This is a genomic window from Gilliamella sp. Pas-s95 (assembly GCF_009795795.1).
In the GTDB taxonomy this organism is placed as follows: domain Bacteria; phylum Pseudomonadota; class Gammaproteobacteria; order Enterobacterales; family Orbaceae; genus Gilliamella; species Gilliamella bombicola.
Window position 1 is genome coordinate 31,682 of sequence record NZ_WTFC01000005.1, and the last position, 15,567, is coordinate 47,248.

A 15,567-nucleotide genomic window follows, 5' to 3' on the forward strand; every position below is an offset into this window, starting at 1 on the left:
GTTTAAATGGGTTAACCGCCATCGCTTTGGCGGTTAATTTTACTTATTCCGTTGTTCTTCACGAGCAAGCTTTTTCATTTTTTGCTCGATTCGTTGACGTTTTAATGGTGAAAGATAATCAACAAATAGTTTACCTTTTAAGTGATCCATTTCGTGTTGAATACAGATAGCAAGTAGTTCATCGGCGTCAATTTCATAAGGATTACCATTACGATCAAGTGCTTTAATTTTGATTTTTTCAGCCCTTGGTACAAAACCTCGACAATCAGGTACTGATAGGCAACCTTCTTCTATACCGGTCTCACCTTCTTGGCTAATAACTTCTGGATTGATAATCACATAAACTTGACTTTTATCTTCTGATACATCAATCACAATAATTTGCTCATGCACATCCACTTGAGTTGACGCAAGGCCAATGCCATTTTCGGCGTACATGGTTTCAATCATATTATCAATGATCGTTTGTAACTCTGGTGTGAACTGGGTAACTGGCTTAGCAACTTTGCGAAGTCGCTCATCAGGGAAACGTAATACCGGTAAAATAGCCATAAATTATTCGATCTACTCCTCAAATTTCGGGTTTATTCAAACTTTTGCACATTGTAAACATTTATCATACTGATGAATAGTCTTTGTTGGCTATTACTAGTATTTATCTTATCAATTCAAGATAGTTAAATTATTTAACATGAGAACAAAAAAGTTATGATGAGTAAATATGAGTTCTTATTACGAATTTCAATGCTTGGACATGGCAAACAAGCTATTTTTAAAAGAATTGGACAACTTACTGCAAATGATTTACCTGATAACATACAAAATGTGCCTTTTTTGTTAGATAAGCTAGGTTTATGGGATGTTCAATTAGCACGTTTTTATGAAACTTCATATCTTCATTTTGAACCAATACTTGAATGGTTAGATTCACCCGGCCCACAAAAATACCTTATTGCCTATTGCGATAGTGATTATCCATTATTACTCAAACAAATTTGCTCCCCACCTTTGTTACTATTTGTTTTAGGTAATCGACAGTTATTACATTCTCCTCAACTAGCTATGGTTGGAAGCCGTGAATTTAGTGAATATGGGGCCCAATGGGGACGATATTTTGCAAGTGAATTGGCTATTAATGGCTTAACAATAACCAGTGGTCTGGCGCTAGGGTTAGATGCGATTTGCCATCGTGGTGCGCTTGAGGTATCTGGCCATACTATTGCAGTTTTAGGTAGTGGTTTAGCAAAAATTGCACCAAGATCAAATTTAAACTTAGCCAATGATATTTTAGCTCAAGATGGTGCCATTGTGTCCGAGTTTTTTCCCTTTGAAAAGGCTAGATCGGTCTATTTTCCTCGTCGAAATCGAATTATTAGTGGATTAAGTTTAGGTACCTTTGTGGTTGAAGCTTCAGAAAAAAGTGGCTCGTTAATTACTGCGCGCTATGCACTTGAGCAAAATCGCGATGTGTTTGCCTTACCTGGTGATATTAATAATGAAAACTGTAGTGGAACACACTATCTAATTAAACAAGGCGCCTATTTGGTTTCTAAACCAACTGATATTTTAGAACATTATTGTAGTTATTTATCAGTAGCCAATAACTCGCATAATCAGTTTAAAAAAGAACAAAATAATTCTATTTTGTATCCTGAAATTTTTGCTGTGATTCATCATCAACCTATTCCGGTAGATATAATTGCTCAGCAAATTAATATGTCGATTTCAGAAGTGACGACTAAATTATTAGATATGGAATTAAAAGGATTAATTAAAACGGTGACTGGTGGTTATATTCGTAATAGAACACTTTAAAAATAGAATTATTTTATTAAAAAATTTTAGAAAAGCATTTAGTTATGAATAAAATCCGCCGATAATTCATCGGCGGTATGGCTATTTTTATTTATCTTCAATTTCAAGTGCAATTTCAGATAAGATAATACCCGTGTTGTCAGCATAGATAAAATCGCCAGAAAAAAAGGTCACTCCACCAAAATTTACACGAATATCGATTTCACCAACCCCCTGATCTTCGGCTCCAACAGGAATGGCTGCAATTGCTTGAATACCAATGTCAGCTTCTGCCAAATAATCAACTTGGCGAACCGCGCCATAAACAATAATACCTGCCCATTGATTTTGAATAGCGATATCAATCAGTTCAGCATCAATTAATGCACGGCGAACAGAACCACCACCATCAATTACTAAAATTTTACCTGAGCCACTTGATTGTAAAATTTCGTATAGTAAGCCGTTATCTTCAAAACATTTAACCGTTACTGCTTGACCTGAAAATGATGTCACACCACCAAAATTACTAAATATCGGTTCAACGACATTAATATCTTCAGGGTAATAATCGCAAAGAATTGAAGTATCAAACTCCATCACCTACTCTCCTTTTGCTGTCATTTTTAATTAAATTTAGTATAACGCTAACATTGAGTAAAACGATATTAAATTTAAATAAACGTGAGCTAGCTCAAAATAATACCCAAACAATAAAGTAAATTAGTCAATAAAGCAAGTTTGAGCATCTGTAATAACAACAGTATTCCATCTTTATGTTTATTAAATTGTAAAACCGCATCAATATGTTTAATAAATAGTGATAATATTAGTATAAATAAGCCACTATATTATCTTTGCATTTTAAGTGTTCATTATGTTTTACTTATTATGTTACTTTTCTGATTTTATGCTCAATAACCCTTTAAGAATCGTCTTATTCGACCTTCCCGCAATGCTGCAATAAAGAAGCCAAGTGAACCATAGATGATTCCCAGTAATAAAATCATAAAAACATTAAATAAATTATCTATTAAACCTAATCCCATTTGGTTTACGCCTGCAATCATATTCGTTGCCCAAGTTGATGGCAACATTTTAGAAACAATTTGTACCCAAAGAGGCATAGCATCAAGTGGCCAAATTGTGCCTGATAGGTAAAACACTGGTGTTGTCAAAAATGCAAGTGTTAGATAAATCATTTCAGTTTTACGTAAACATTCTGTCAGTAATTTACTTAACCCTAAAACACCAAGTAACAATGGGAATGTCATAATTAGAATTTCAGGTATATTTGCAAGCTGTCGATAACCAAGTACCCAAGGCCATAAACCAAATAATACAATGGATAAAAATAACCATATCGGTATAAGACCACACAAGCTACCCAACATCACAATTTTAGGTGGTTTACCCTGTGATAACGAGTTTAATGTAATATTAGTACGTGTTGAAGCAATTAAAAATGAGTGTTGCAATAACATGACCAATAATCCAGGAAAAGTAATAGCAGCAAAACTAACGCCAGGATTATAAAGTGGTTCAGTTTGACCGTTTATTGGTGATAGAATAATATTGATCTGTTTATCTGAAAACCCACTATTACGCATTATTCGAGTATTATATTGAGTCAATATCTGTTGATAGATCCCTTTTATATCGACTTGTATTAAACCATTGGCTAAACGACTTGAAGCATCGCCATATGCTGGTATTGTTACTTCTTCACCATTTAATAACCGTTTTTCAAAATCTCTTGGAATCGTAAATACCGCAAAGAGTCGGTGATTATTAATATCATCATAAGCTTGCAAAGAGCTCTCATATATAATGGTCTCTATTTTTGAACTAGTATTTAAAGAACGAATTAAACTTCGGCTAGTTGGCGTATGATCTTGATCGACTATCGCAACCGGCAAACTGGTAATGGTGCCATTACTATAAACTAAGCTCATTAATGAGACAGACAATAATAGCAACAGCCACATTGGTCTAACTAATAAAAGCAAAAATATTTTTATAAATGAAGACCAAAATATTTTAAGCATCTTGGTGTTTCCTCTTACTGTGAATGTAGTCGTCTTACTAGACGTTTTCTCACTAATACAGTAATAATTATTGGGTAGACCATTAAAATACCACAGGTTTTTAATACTGAAAGATAACTAGAGTGACGTAAAAATAGATCAAACAGCTTATTGAGAGCATAAGTTAATGGTTCTAATGATGAAATAAACCTTGCGATCCAAGGCATAGATAGTTCGGGCACAACAACACCAGAATAAGTTAACGCAAGTCCGACTAAAATACCTATATAAGTATAAGCATCAATAGGTGTTTTAGTAAAAGTGTATAGCAAAATACCAATACTTTGTGCGGCAATCACATAGAAAAATACCACCGTTACCATGGCAAAAGGCGAACCTGATACACGAGCATGAGAAAACAGAACAAGCATCGCAATTTCAAAAATAAGCAACATGGTAAACCAAATTGTGTAAGGAGCTAATTTTCCTAAAACAAAAGGATAATTAGGACGAGTTCGCTTTGGTAATTGTGCTAATAGATGAATCGTTGTTGTGACAACAAATAGTTGTAGTAGATGCACGACAGCTGAGAATTGCTGAAAGTACATTGAGTTACCACTGGCATTAAATAACCCATCATAATTGAAATTTACTTTTGCAAGTTTAGGTACCGGTATCCCAATACTAGTTGCCATGGTGCTACGGTATTGGGTATTTAATGCCGCAATTAGGCCAGAATAATCCATAATAGAATATAACCCAGCACTATAATATAACGCGTTATAATATAACATTGGTGTTGGCTGGCGACCGGCTAATACATCTGCTTCAAAATTCGGTGGAATATAAAAAATGGCATAAATTTTTGCTTTTTGCAAATCACGTTCAGCCTCAGAAAGCTGGCTATCATAATTGACCAGATTGGCATGTGCTCCAGCATTAAGATCACGCACGATTTCACGCGACAAAACACTTTTATCATTATCGATATAGCCAACAGGTAGATCAAAAAGTACACCACGATAAAAGATACTACTGATTAATATAAAAATAATTAACGGTAAGATCCACATTAACCAATGGAAAGTAAACCGCTTAAATATCACAGGTATTTCAGCATTAAACGCTTCTTTGAAGCGGTGCCAAAAATCCCAAATTAGTTGTCTAATTTCCATAGTGTGCTCATACCTGCACGTAAACCAACAATAGGAGTTGTTGGATAAAGTCTAACTTCAAAGGTTTTTAAATCGAAATCACCGGTAGCTCGTGTTGCACGTTTTGTTGCATAATCCCCCATGGGTGCAATATAACGAATTTCAGCCTCAACTTCTTTATTACCAAGAGCAGGGACTTCAAGCTTAACATGATCACCTTTATGAATATTAGGCATAATATTTTCACGAAGATTAAATATAAAGTACGCTTTTGGTAGTTGAATTACGGTCAATAATGGACTATTGGCATTAAATAACTCGCCAACTTCAGCTGGTATTGAACCAACCTCTCCTTCAACAGGGGCTTTTACTTGTAAATCATCGTATTGAATTTGTAATTGTTTAAGTTGCTCTTCCGCTTCTTTTAATTTAGCATCATAAATTTCGCGTTGTTCAATACGATCACCATTTTTAGCTTGATCTAAATTAGCTTGCGCTGACTGAACTTGTTGAAAAGCTGCATCACGCGTTTTTAATGCATTATCTAAGATCGATTGAGAAACATAACCTTTGGCCGAAATAGCTTTGTTACGATCATATTCTTTAGATGCATTATCATAAGAAACTTTAGCTTGTTGAAGTAACGCTTCATAGTAACGAATGCTTTCTTCACGTGTCCCATGTTCAGAAAGCGCAACTTGAGCTCGTGCTTGATCGCAAGCCGCTTGCGCAGCTTTGACTTGTGCTAATAGCTCTGGACTGTCAAGCGTTATCAATATATCGCTTGGTCTTACATCATCACCTCGATTGACGTGTATAACCTGCACACGTCCTTTCGCTTTTGACGAAATGCTAACATTAGGTGCATCAACCTCGCCTTGTAATATAAGCTGGTTATTATGTGATCGAATTAGAATTGTCATTGAAATTAAAATAACAATTAACACAATAATAATAAAAATTTTTTTATTCATAAATTTTGCATAGAGTGATAATGATTAAATATGGCCCAAACAATTAGGATGATGGTATGCATTATAGATCTCACATTTATAAAATGTAACGATTACTGTATTACAAACTATACTAAAAGTGCTTTATTTTAACGAATAAAGAGAAATTTTTATTTAAAAAAAGAATATATCAACACAATCAATAATAGATACGACTATACTCCATTTGAGTTTTAAATAAATTTTAATAATAGTAAAACACCACTTTAATAGGTTTTGTTTATAAATGATATTCGTTAAAAGAAATAGATAAAAACCTACTTATTTAGTATGATATTTTTAATTGATTACGATAAGGTTTGAAATTTATGAAAAAAATAATAATTATTGGTGGTGGAGCTGGGGGTTTAGAACTAGCTACAGACCTTGGTGATAAACTAGGAAAAAGCAACCAAGCCGAAATTACACTAATTGATAAAAATAGTTATCACCTATGGAAACCTTTATTACATGAAGTTGCTACTGGTATTTTGAACGAACAAGCTGATAGAATTGACTACGCAAAACAAGGGCAACAACACAATTTCCAATTTAATCAAGGTACGTTTACTAATCTTAATCGTGAAGAAAAACAAGTTATTATTGAAAACTTAAATCACGAGTCTGTTTCTATTCCATATGATATTTTAGTTATAGCAATAGGCAGCACTTCAAACGATTTTGGTACACCTGGTGTTAAAGAACATTGTATCTTTTTAGATGATCAAAATGCCGCTATTCGTTTACGTGAAACACTCATTGCAAAATTCTCTAGTTTTTGTTCAATTATTGATGAACATGAAGCAACAACTGAAGATAAAATTCGTATAGCTATTGTTGGCGGCGGTGCGACAGGTGTTGAATTGGCCTCAGAATTACCCCATATGGTTGAAACATTCGGTGTTTGTGGACGTAATAAAATGTGTTCAGATTTGCTAGATGTATCGGTTATTGAAGCAACTGATCGTATTTTACCTGCATTACCTGAAAAAACAGCATTAGGTATTACCGAAACATTACAAAAACGTGGTATTCATGTGTTAACCAAAACCATGATAACTAAAGCGGAAAGTGATGGCTTTTATCCAAAAGAAGGCGATACCATTAACGCTGATATTATGATCTGGACTGCGGGTGTAAAAGCACCTGACTATCTAAAAGATATTGCTGGTTTAGAATCAAGTCGTTCTAATCAACTTGTAGTTAAACCGACGCTACAAACAACACGCGATGATAATATTTTTGTTATTGGTGATTGTGCTTACGCGATGCAAGACAGCGGACGAGCCGCTCCCGCTACAGCACAAGCTGCACATCAGATGGCAAAAATCTGTTATGAAAATATTGTTAACATGTTAAATAATAAGTCAATGAAATCGTTTAATTATACCGATAATGGAACGATTATTTCCCTGCATGATACAGCACAAGGTGTGGTTAAAATTGCAGGCAAACGAGAAATGAATGTTAAAGGATTTTTTGCTCTAACTATTCATCGCCTATTGTATCGTATGCATCAAGCAAGCTTATTGGGTATTTTCAAAACAATCCGATTTGCTAAAGCTAGCAAAGAAATGTACAAAAGTAAATTTGCATCTATCTTTACTCATCAAGATTAGGTTCTTCTCCTTTTGATAGCTACTTACAAAATACCTTTGATAAGTAGCTATTTATTCAAAATAGGTATAGCATTATTGATGTATATACGTTTTGTTTTAGTGTCTATGCTGTTTTTAATTCACTTTAATTAGTATTGCTAGCTATAAACATTTTTCCATCTTCACAATCAGAATAAAACCTAGCTACTAAACAAACAATAAACTCGCCATACAGCCATATGGGTATTATTTTTATTAAAAATAGAAAACGTTACGATAATAAGATGCCTTTATTAAGAAATAGTTGTTTTATCTCTTTCTATGTATAATTCACCATAGCTGATAACGGTTGATAAGCAATGGTAGGATTAAAGCTAGTATTAAAATAACGCTAAATTCTTAACTGGTGCAAAGCTTTTACGATATAGATGATTAATACCGTGTTGTTCGATTGCCGCTAAATGCGCTTTAGTCGGATAACCTTTATGCTTAGCAAGACCATATTGTGGATACAACTTATCCAGCTCAACCATTTCACGATCACGTGTAACTTTAGCCAAAATTGAAGCAGCGCTAATCTCTGCCACCAATAAATCGCCTTTAATGACCGCTTGAGATTGAATACCAAAATCAGGGCAACGATTACCATCGACTAATACAAAATTGGGTTTAATAGATAAACCTGATACAGCACGCTGCATTGCTAGCATAGTGGCATGTAATATGTTTAATTTATCTATTTCATCCACTGAAGCGCGGGCAATATTCCACGCTAAAGCATCCTGTTTGATTATATCAAACAGCTGTTCTCGCTTTTTTTCGGTCAGTTTTTTAGAGTCAGTTAAGCCTTTAATTGGCTTGTTAGGATCTAAAATAACCGCAGCAGTGACCACATCACCACACAGTGGACCACGTCCTACTTCATCGACGCCTGCAATAAGTGTTATATCTGGATAAGTAAAGTCTAACAACAATGTACATCCTCTAATACATCAAGTACTGCTTTAGCCGCTTGTTCATCGGCATTACAACGGATTTGTTTATGCAAAGATAAAAATGTCTGTTTTAGCTCAGAATTATCACCTTCTAACAAGGGAATAATGTGATTGGCGATATTTTCAGGTGTGCAATCTTGCTGTAATAACTCTGGAACCAGGGCTTTACCAGTTAAAATGTTAGGTAAAGAGACATAAGGTGTTTTAATTAATTTTTTAGCAAGCCAAAAAGTCAAAGGTTTCATCTTATAACCTACAACCATAGGACATTTGGCTAACATACATTCTAGTGCCACAGTACCGGAGGCTAAAATTGCAGCATCACTGGCAATCATTGCTTCACGGGCATGACCATCTAATAATTGTATGTCAAGTTGTGGGGCAACTTCTGCTTTAATCTGTTCAAACTCTTTTCGTCTTTTTTCATTCACTAATGGCACAACAATATGTAAATTAGGATAAAGTTGACGTAATAGTTGCGCGGCTGCTAAAAAAGGAGCTGATAGTAATGTCACTTCAGCATGACGACTACCCGGTAATAATGCTAAACAGGGGCAATCAGTCGGAACACCTAATAGCTGACGCATCGCTATTTGATCGGGAATAAGGGGAATGTCATCCGCCATTTTATGACCAATAAAGCGGCAAGGCACATCAAATTTATCATAAAATGTTTTTTCAAACGGTAAAAAAGCTAAAATAAGATTGGTATTACGTTTAATTTTGAAAACCCGTTTTTGCTTCCAAGCCCAAACAGAGGGGCTAACATAATGAATGGTTTTGATTCCTGCTTGCTTTAGCTTACCCTCTAGGAAAAGATTAAAATCAGGTGCATCAATACCAATAAATATATCGGGTTTAAGTTCAATTAGACGTTTAGTGATATCTCGGCGAATAGATAAAATACGGCGTAATCGTCCCAATACTTCAACAATGCCCATAACCGATAATTCATCCATTTCATACCAAGCCCTACAACCTTCGGCTTGCATTTTAGGACCTGCTATACCAACAAATTCAATGTTGGGATGATGATTTTTTAGCGCACGAATCAATCCCGAGCCAAGAATATCGCCAGAAGTTTCTCCCGCGACTAAGGCAATGGTTAATGGTTTATTGGTCATTAACGGATAATGCCACGCGTTGAACGTGCAAAAAAGTCAACAAAGAGTTGGGCTTCAGGATATTGTTCGGCAATGGTTGCAATTTCAGATTTAGCTTCATCCAACGTTAAGCCATTTCGATAAAGGACCTTGTAGCTATTGCGAATCGCCTGTAAGGCATCTTTGCTAAAACCTCTGCGCTTTAAGCCTTCATAATTTACGCCATGAGGAGTTGCATGATTACCTTGGGCAATAACATAAGGAGGAACGTCTTGCGCAACGCCAGAACAACCGCCGATCATAACATGCGATCCAATCACACAAAATTGATGAACAGCTGTCATGCCACCAACAATGACATAATCGTCTAATTGAACATGTCCACCTAAGGTGGCGTTATTTGCTAAAATACAGTGATTACCAATATAACAATCGTGCGCAACGTGGGCATTAATCATCAATAAATTATCACTACCAACACGAGTTAACTCGCCACCTTGAACCGTACCACGGTGAATAGTAACGCTTTCGCGAATCATATTGCGATCGCCGATTTCGGTACGCGTTGGCTCTCCACGATATTTTAAATCTTGGTTTACTTCACCAATTGAGACAAATTGATAAATTTGGTTATCTTTACCAATTTTAGTGTGGCCATTGACGACAACGTGTGATTTCAAAAATGTTCCGTCACCAATTTCAACATTTTCACCAATAAAACAAAAAGGACCAATTTTGACGTTATCGCCGATTTTAGCACCTTTTTCAATGACTGAACTTGGGTGTATTTCTGTTGCCATAGTATTTCCTTAAAACAATTTGGAATATGTAAAATACCAAATGTTATTTACGAGCACACATCATTTCAGCTTCGCAAACTAACTTGCCATCAACGGTTGCAATACCATGGAATAGCGCAATGCCACGACGCTCTTTAATGTATTCAACATCCAACACAAGTTGATCACCCGGTACAACAGGACGTTTAAAACGTGCTTTGTCAATTGAAGCGAAGTAATAAAGTTGCCCTGGAGATAACTCTTCAATGCTTTTAAATGCCAAAATTCCTGTAGCTTGTGCCATAGCTTCTAAAATTAATACACCAGGGAAAATCGGCTTATTAGGGAAGTGTCCCTGAAAGAATGGTTCATTTACAGTAACGTTTTTTATCGCTTTTAATGTTTTACCTTTTTCATAACTAAGTACGCGATCAACCATCAAAAATGGATAACGATGGGGTAATAAACTGATAATTTCTTCAATATCAAGGGCATTAAGTTCGGTAGTCAAAATAGCTATCCTTATACATTATTTGCTATAAATTTTATACATTATAACTGATGAAGCCTCATTCACTCAAGGATGATTTAAAGTACACAATATTACTTATCCTATTTTATTATCAGCACAGTAATATAAATTATTAAATAAATGATTGGTAAACACTATGTTATCTTTTGTTAAATAATATATAATAGTCGAATTAACAATCTAAAAGAATTTCTAACTTGGAGAAGTAGAATGAAATCATTGATTAAAATAACCTTAGTAAGTAGCGCAATTGTATTGGCATTAGCTGGCTGTGATAAAAAAACAGATAAAATAACAATTTCAACAGATGCACAGAAAGAGGCATATGCATTAGGTTCATCATTTGCAACATACGTGAAAGCAAATTTAGAACAAAATGAAGTTAAACCAGATCAAGAATATTTAATCAGTGGTTTTAATGAAACATTCAGTGGTGAATCACAACTAAGTAAAGATGAAGTTAAAACTATCTTAGTAGCGTTTAGTAAACGAGTTCAAGAAGAAAGCCAAGCGCGTTTTGAAAAACAAAAAACCGAAAATACAGCTGCCGGTGACAAATTCCGTGAAGAATTTGCTAAACAAGATGGTGTTAAAAAAACTAAATCTGGATTGCTTTATCAAATTTTGGAAAATGGCTCAGACCATCATCCGACTGCCGATGATACCGTTATCGTTCATTATAAAGGTACTTTAACTGATGGACGTAAATTTGACAGTTCTTATGATCGTAATGAGCCTGCTAAATTTCCTCTTAATGGTGTGATAAAAGGTTGGATTGAAGGCATTCAACTAGTTGGTGTTGGTGGTAAAATTAAACTTGTTGTACCACCAGATCTAGCTTATGGCGATCAAGACATTCCTGGTCAAGAAGGTAAAGCAGGAATCCAACCTGCATCAACATTAGTATTTGAAGTTGAATTACTTGGTATTGATAATAAAAATGATACAAATAAAGAACCAGCTGAAGAACCAACATCAGAGCCAGAGTCAGAGCAAGCTGAATAATAATCAACAGACTCACTTGTTTGACTCATTAAGCTATACACTTATTGTTATGGGTCCTGTTTATGGGACCCAATCTGCTTATTGTGCATATCAATTTGCAAAAGTTTTACTATCTAATACTCCTCATACGATTAAGAATATCTTTTTTTATGCCGATGGTGTTTATAATGGTAACCGCTATACCGATCCTGCCAGCGATGAATTTGATTTAATTTCTGCATGGCAAGAATTATCTCAAAAACACGCTTTCGCTTTGACGATTTGTGTAGCAGCAGCACAGCGTCGTGGCATTATCGAAAATAACCTAGCTGATCATTTTCAATTAACTGGCCTTGGTGAATTGAGTGAATCAATTGCAACAACAGATCGCACTATTCAATTTTAAGGTTAAGGGCAAATGAAAAAAGTAGCAATAATCATTAGCTCGCCACCTCACGGAAATGCCAAAGGCCGAGAAGCACTAGATATCGCATTGGCTACCTCAGCTTTTAATCAAATTTCTGTTTTTTTTGTCGATGATGGTGTATTTCATTTGTTACCTAATCAGCAACCAGATGAAATTTTAATGCGCGATTATATTGCAACTTTCAATATGCTTGAGCTTTATGACATTGATAATGTGTACGTATGTGAATCTTCACTTAAATCAAGAAATCTAGTGCAGCTACCTCGTAATATCCCTAGTAAACTCATTAATAATCAGTTATTAACTCAATTATTAACCATTCAGGATGTAATATTACGATTTTAATTTTATATTGAAATAAAAAATCTCACACCACAATAATAAGCTTGATATCCAAACAAAAAACATACAGAAAACATTTTGATTTTATTTATTTTGTTGTTTTTAGCAAAATAACCAATTTTTCATAAAAGATGTATTCTACGTTGATAGATAGACTAATAGAGTTTCTGTAAGGTTAAAGCCAATAAAGAATCCACTCTATTTTTATTATGTTTAATATAGAGTGGATTATTGTTCATTTAATTTAGCTTTTATCTTATTAAACTAGACTAATTTCTTCATTTGATCGGCAATTTTTTCGGCCTGAGTACCGACAATAATTTGCACACCAGTTTTACCTAATTTAATGACTGCCATCGCACCTAGTGCTTTAGCGGCTTGTTCATCAACCAACTCTGAATCATTTACACCTAAACGTAAGCGTGTAATACAAGAATCAATATTGGTTAGATTCTCTTTACCTCCTACAACTACTAAATATTGTTCAGCAAGTTTAGATGTATCACCAATTGCTTGTTTTTGCTGAGTGTTTTCAGTTGATGAAACCGTGATATCTTCATCTTCACGACCAGGGGTTTTAAGGTTAAATTTAACAATAACAAAACGGAATACCACATAGTAGACCACAAAGAATACTAAGCCCTGAAGAATTAGCATAGACCAATGTACTGCTAGTGGATTTCCTGACTGAAGTAACATATCTATCAGGCCAGCGCTAAAACCAAATCCACATATCCATTGCATAGTCGCAGCAATAAACAATGAGATACCTGTTAAAACCGCATGGATAAAATAAAGCACTGGTGCTACAAACATAAAGGCAAATTCTAGTGGCTCAGTAATACCAGTAAAGAATGCAGCAATAGAGGCAGCAAACATAATTGATGCAGTTTTCTCTTTATTGCCTTTTTTAGCTGTATGGTACATGGCTAATGCTGCACCAGGCAGGCCAAACATCATAACAGGGAAGAATCCAGCTTGGTAACGACCAGTAATACCTACAACAGCTTTACCTGCATCAATAGAGCCTTGTCCGCCTAAGAAATAAGGAATATCGTTAATACCAGCCACGTCAAACCAGAATACTGAGTTTAAAGCATGGTGTAAACCGACCGGAATAAGTAAACGATTGAAGAATCCATAAATACCTGCGCCAACAGAGCCTAATCCTTGGATCAATTGGCCAAAATATTCTAATCCGCTATAAACAACAGGCCAAATAAAATAGAAGAGTACAGACACAAGTAACATCACAACTGAGACAATAATAGGAACAAAGCGCTTACCGCTGAAAAAGGCTAATGCCTTATGCAACTCGATGGAACTAAATCGATTGTATAACTCTGCTGAAATAATCCCAACTAAAATGCCAATAAATTGATTGTTGATACTATTAAATGCTGGTGGTACTAGTTTTTGCCAATCTTTAACTGCTTTTATATCTATTCCGTGAAAAAACGCAATAGATTCCGGTGATAATAAGGTAGTGATAATTAAAAAACCTACTAAACCAGAAAGCGCAGCTGCTCCATCTTTATCTTTAGACATACCATAAGCCACACCAATAGCAAAAAGTATTGGCATATTACTTAGAATAGCACTACCAGATGTCACTAAAAATTTAGCAACAATACTAGCATCCCATTCCATCAGTCCAAACAAGTTTACATGACTAACCCACTCTATATGGCTAACCCACTGACCAATCCCTAGTAGTATTGCAGCAGCTGGTAATACCGCTACAGGTACCATCAGTGAGCGCCCGATACGTTGTAAATAAGCTAAAATTCCCATAAGTTAACCTCATATATTATTGAACTATACCTAAAAAACACTTTTAGGTACCAGTAATCACTTTATTCATATTTCATATTATATTATTTTACTTAGCAAATTAATTGTTTATTTTTTGTGACTTTTATCACTATTTTTTTGGATTAATTCCTTTAATATAGTAAAATATAGTCAACATATTTTACCTTAGAAAAAAAGAAACCATTTTAATTATATCAGAAGAGGTGTTATTACATGAGACTTATTCCTTTAGAAAATGCACAAGAAGTCGGTGCTTGGGTTGCACAGCGTATTGTGAATAAAATTAACCAATTCAAACCAACCGCAGACCGACCATTTTTACTAGGCTTACCAACAGGAAGCTCACCGTTAGTCATGTATCAACAATTAATTAAACATTATAAAGCAGGTCATGTTAGCTTTAAACATGTTGTGACTTTTAATATGGATGAATATGTTGGACTTCCAGAAGATCATCCACAAAGTTATCACACATTTATGTACGAAAATTTCTTTAACCATATTGATATTGATAAAAACAACATCCATATATTAAATGGTAATGCGCCAGATATTGATGAAGAATGTCGTCAATATGAAGCGAAGATCAAAGCTTATGGCAAAATCAATATTTTTGTAGGTGGGGTTGGTCAAGATGGACATATCGCATTTAATGAACCAGGATCTTCACTTTGCTCTCGTACTCGTATCAAAACATTAACTGAAGATACACGCATTGCGAATTCTCGCTTTTTTGATAATGATGTTAATCAAGTACCAAAACATGCGCTAACTATTGGTGTTGCCACTTTAATGGATGCACAGGAAGTCATTTTGTTAGTTTGTGGCCATAACAAAAGCTTGGCGTTACAAGCTGGTGTTGAAGGTTCCGTTAATCATCTTTGGACAGTAACTGCACTACAAATGCATCCGGCTTCAATCATTGTTTGTGATGAACCAAGTACTGATGATCTTAAAGTGAAAACACTAAAATATTTTAAACAAATGGAAGCTGATAATCTTAAAGTTACCGTTTTATAAAGGAT

16 protein-coding genes are annotated in these 15,567 nt (G+C 34.9%); 6 read left to right on the forward strand and 10 right to left on the reverse strand.

Translation table 11 applies throughout. The features are described 5' to 3' along the window. Positions 1-39 precede the first annotated feature (39 nt). Positions 40-552 carry a peptide deformylase gene (gene def, locus GQ598_RS02190; RefSeq protein WP_085247587.1) on the reverse strand — a complete coding sequence of 171 codons (513 nt, stop codon included), beginning with the start codon at positions 550-552 and terminating at the stop codon, positions 40-42. A 159-nt stretch (positions 553-711) separates the two neighbouring features. On the opposite strand from def, the gene dprA reads away from it, so the two are divergent. Next, positions 712-1,815: a DNA-processing protein DprA gene (dprA, locus tag GQ598_RS02195; protein ID WP_237410299.1), complete on the forward strand. Its 1,104-nt coding sequence runs from the start codon at positions 712-714 to the stop codon at positions 1,813-1,815. Positions 1,816-1,902: 87 nt separating this feature from the next. On the opposite strand, the gene rraA is transcribed toward dprA, so the two are convergent. The 4 genes from rraA to GQ598_RS02215 form a co-directional block, all read right to left on the reverse strand. Continuing rightward, positions 1,903-2,394, reverse strand: a complete 492-nt coding sequence (rraA, locus tag GQ598_RS02200; protein ID WP_160402208.1) for a ribonuclease E activity regulator RraA — start codon at positions 2,392-2,394, stop codon at positions 1,903-1,905. Positions 2,395-2,708: 314 nt separating this feature from the next. Beyond that, a complete protein-coding gene (locus GQ598_RS02205) occupies positions 2,709-3,842 on the reverse strand; it encodes an ABC transporter permease (protein WP_160402165.1) in 1,134 nt (377 codons plus the stop codon). A gap of 14 nt (positions 3,843-3,856) precedes the next feature. Beyond that, positions 3,857-4,996, reverse strand: coding sequence for an ABC transporter permease (locus GQ598_RS02210; protein ID WP_160402166.1), 1,140 nt, complete (start codon positions 4,994-4,996; stop codon positions 3,857-3,859). Further along, a complete protein-coding gene (locus GQ598_RS02215) occupies positions 4,978-5,949 on the reverse strand; it encodes an HlyD family secretion protein (protein ID WP_160402167.1) in 972 nt (323 codons plus the stop codon). The genes GQ598_RS02210 and GQ598_RS02215 overlap by 19 nt, the downstream gene beginning before the upstream one ends. Positions 5,950-6,296: 347 nt before the next feature. On the opposite strand from GQ598_RS02215, the gene GQ598_RS02220 reads away from it, so the two are divergent. Further along, the gene (locus GQ598_RS02220; protein WP_160402168.1) at positions 6,297-7,586 is read left to right on the forward strand and encodes an NAD(P)/FAD-dependent oxidoreductase; all 1,290 of its coding nucleotides are present in this window, start codon (positions 6,297-6,299) and stop codon (positions 7,584-7,586) included. Positions 7,587-7,945: 359 nt separating this feature from the next. Here GQ598_RS02220 and rnhB read toward each other — a convergent pair whose 3' ends face one another. From rnhB to fabZ, 4 genes are read right to left on the reverse strand one after another with little or no spacing between them, the layout of a single operon-like run. Beyond that, entirely contained in the window at positions 7,946-8,536 is a 591-nt protein-coding gene (gene rnhB, locus GQ598_RS02225) for a ribonuclease HII (protein WP_160402169.1), read from the reverse strand. Beyond that, on the reverse strand, positions 8,530-9,684 hold the full coding sequence (gene lpxB, locus GQ598_RS02230; protein ID WP_160402170.1) for a lipid-A-disaccharide synthase: 1,155 nt from the start codon (positions 9,682-9,684) through the stop codon (positions 8,530-8,532). The genes rnhB and lpxB overlap by 7 nt, the downstream gene beginning before the upstream one ends. Continuing rightward, positions 9,684-10,463 (reverse strand): acyl-ACP--UDP-N-acetylglucosamine O-acyltransferase, encoded by a 780-nt coding sequence (gene lpxA / locus GQ598_RS02235; RefSeq protein WP_160402171.1) that lies wholly within the window; start codon positions 10,461-10,463, stop codon positions 9,684-9,686. Before lpxA ends, lpxB begins: the two co-directional genes overlap by 1 nt. Before the next feature lie 43 nt (positions 10,464-10,506). Next, positions 10,507-10,953 carry a 3-hydroxyacyl-ACP dehydratase FabZ gene (fabZ, locus tag GQ598_RS02240; RefSeq protein ID WP_085247596.1) on the reverse strand — a complete coding sequence of 149 codons (447 nt, stop codon included), beginning with the start codon at positions 10,951-10,953 and terminating at the stop codon, positions 10,507-10,509. Positions 10,954-11,184: 231 nt separating this feature from the next. Between fabZ and fkpA the strand changes: the two genes are divergently transcribed. From fkpA to tusC, 3 genes are read left to right on the forward strand one after another with little or no spacing between them, the layout of a single operon-like run. Beyond that, entirely contained in the window at positions 11,185-11,979 is a 795-nt protein-coding gene (fkpA, locus tag GQ598_RS02245; protein ID WP_160402172.1) for an FKBP-type peptidyl-prolyl cis-trans isomerase, read from the forward strand. A gap of 16 nt (positions 11,980-11,995) precedes the next feature. Then, on the forward strand, positions 11,996-12,364 hold the full coding sequence (tusD, locus tag GQ598_RS02250; RefSeq protein ID WP_202112641.1) for a sulfurtransferase complex subunit TusD: 369 nt from the start codon (positions 11,996-11,998) through the stop codon (positions 12,362-12,364). Between the two features lie 12 nt (positions 12,365-12,376). After that, positions 12,377-12,730, forward strand: coding sequence for a sulfurtransferase complex subunit TusC (gene tusC / locus GQ598_RS02255; RefSeq protein WP_160402174.1), 354 nt, complete (start codon positions 12,377-12,379; stop codon positions 12,728-12,730). 261 nt (positions 12,731-12,991) lie between these two features. Here the strand turns inward: tusC and nagE are convergent, their stop codons facing one another. Continuing rightward, the gene (gene nagE / locus GQ598_RS02260; protein WP_160402175.1) at positions 12,992-14,521 is read right to left on the reverse strand and encodes an N-acetylglucosamine-specific PTS transporter subunit IIBC; all 1,530 of its coding nucleotides are present in this window, start codon (positions 14,519-14,521) and stop codon (positions 12,992-12,994) included. A gap of 234 nt (positions 14,522-14,755) precedes the next feature. On the opposite strand from nagE, the gene nagB reads away from it, so the two are divergent. After that, positions 14,756-15,562, forward strand: coding sequence for a glucosamine-6-phosphate deaminase (nagB, locus tag GQ598_RS02265; protein WP_160402176.1), 807 nt, complete (start codon positions 14,756-14,758; stop codon positions 15,560-15,562). The last annotated feature ends 5 nt before the right edge of the window (positions 15,563-15,567 follow it).

What these genes read in the sequence shown, in the direction of transcription:
- GQ598_RS02220 (WP_160402168.1), top strand. Translation starts at nt 6,297, where the DNA reads ATGAAAAAAATAATAATTATTGGTGGTGGAGCTGGGGGTTTAGAACTA.
- GQ598_RS02215 (WP_160402167.1), bottom strand. Translation starts at nt 5,949, where the DNA reads ATGAATAAAAAAATTTTTATTATTATTGTGTTAATTGTTATTTTAATT.
- def (WP_085247587.1), bottom strand. Translation starts at nt 552, where the DNA reads ATGGCTATTTTACCGGTATTACGTTTCCCTGATGAGCGACTTCGCAAA.
- GQ598_RS02205 (WP_160402165.1), bottom strand. Translation starts at nt 3,842, where the DNA reads ATGCTTAAAATATTTTGGTCTTCATTTATAAAAATATTTTTGCTTTTA.
- nagE (WP_160402175.1), bottom strand. Translation starts at nt 14,521, where the DNA reads ATGGGAATTTTAGCTTATTTACAACGTATCGGGCGCTCACTGATGGTA.
- fkpA (WP_160402172.1), top strand. Translation starts at nt 11,185, where the DNA reads ATGAAATCATTGATTAAAATAACCTTAGTAAGTAGCGCAATTGTATTG.
- rraA (WP_160402208.1), bottom strand. Translation starts at nt 2,394, where the DNA reads ATGGAGTTTGATACTTCAATTCTTTGCGATTATTACCCTGAAGATATT.
- lpxB (WP_160402170.1), bottom strand. Translation starts at nt 9,684, where the DNA reads ATGACCAATAAACCATTAACCATTGCCTTAGTCGCGGGAGAAACTTCT.
- tusC (WP_160402174.1), top strand. Translation starts at nt 12,377, where the DNA reads ATGAAAAAAGTAGCAATAATCATTAGCTCGCCACCTCACGGAAATGCC.
- GQ598_RS02210 (WP_160402166.1), bottom strand. Translation starts at nt 4,996, where the DNA reads ATGGAAATTAGACAACTAATTTGGGATTTTTGGCACCGCTTCAAAGAA.
- nagB (WP_160402176.1), top strand. Translation starts at nt 14,756, where the DNA reads ATGAGACTTATTCCTTTAGAAAATGCACAAGAAGTCGGTGCTTGGGTT.
- dprA (WP_237410299.1), top strand. Translation starts at nt 712, where the DNA reads ATGAGTAAATATGAGTTCTTATTACGAATTTCAATGCTTGGACATGGC.
- lpxA (WP_160402171.1), bottom strand. Translation starts at nt 10,463, where the DNA reads ATGGCAACAGAAATACACCCAAGTTCAGTCATTGAAAAAGGTGCTAAA.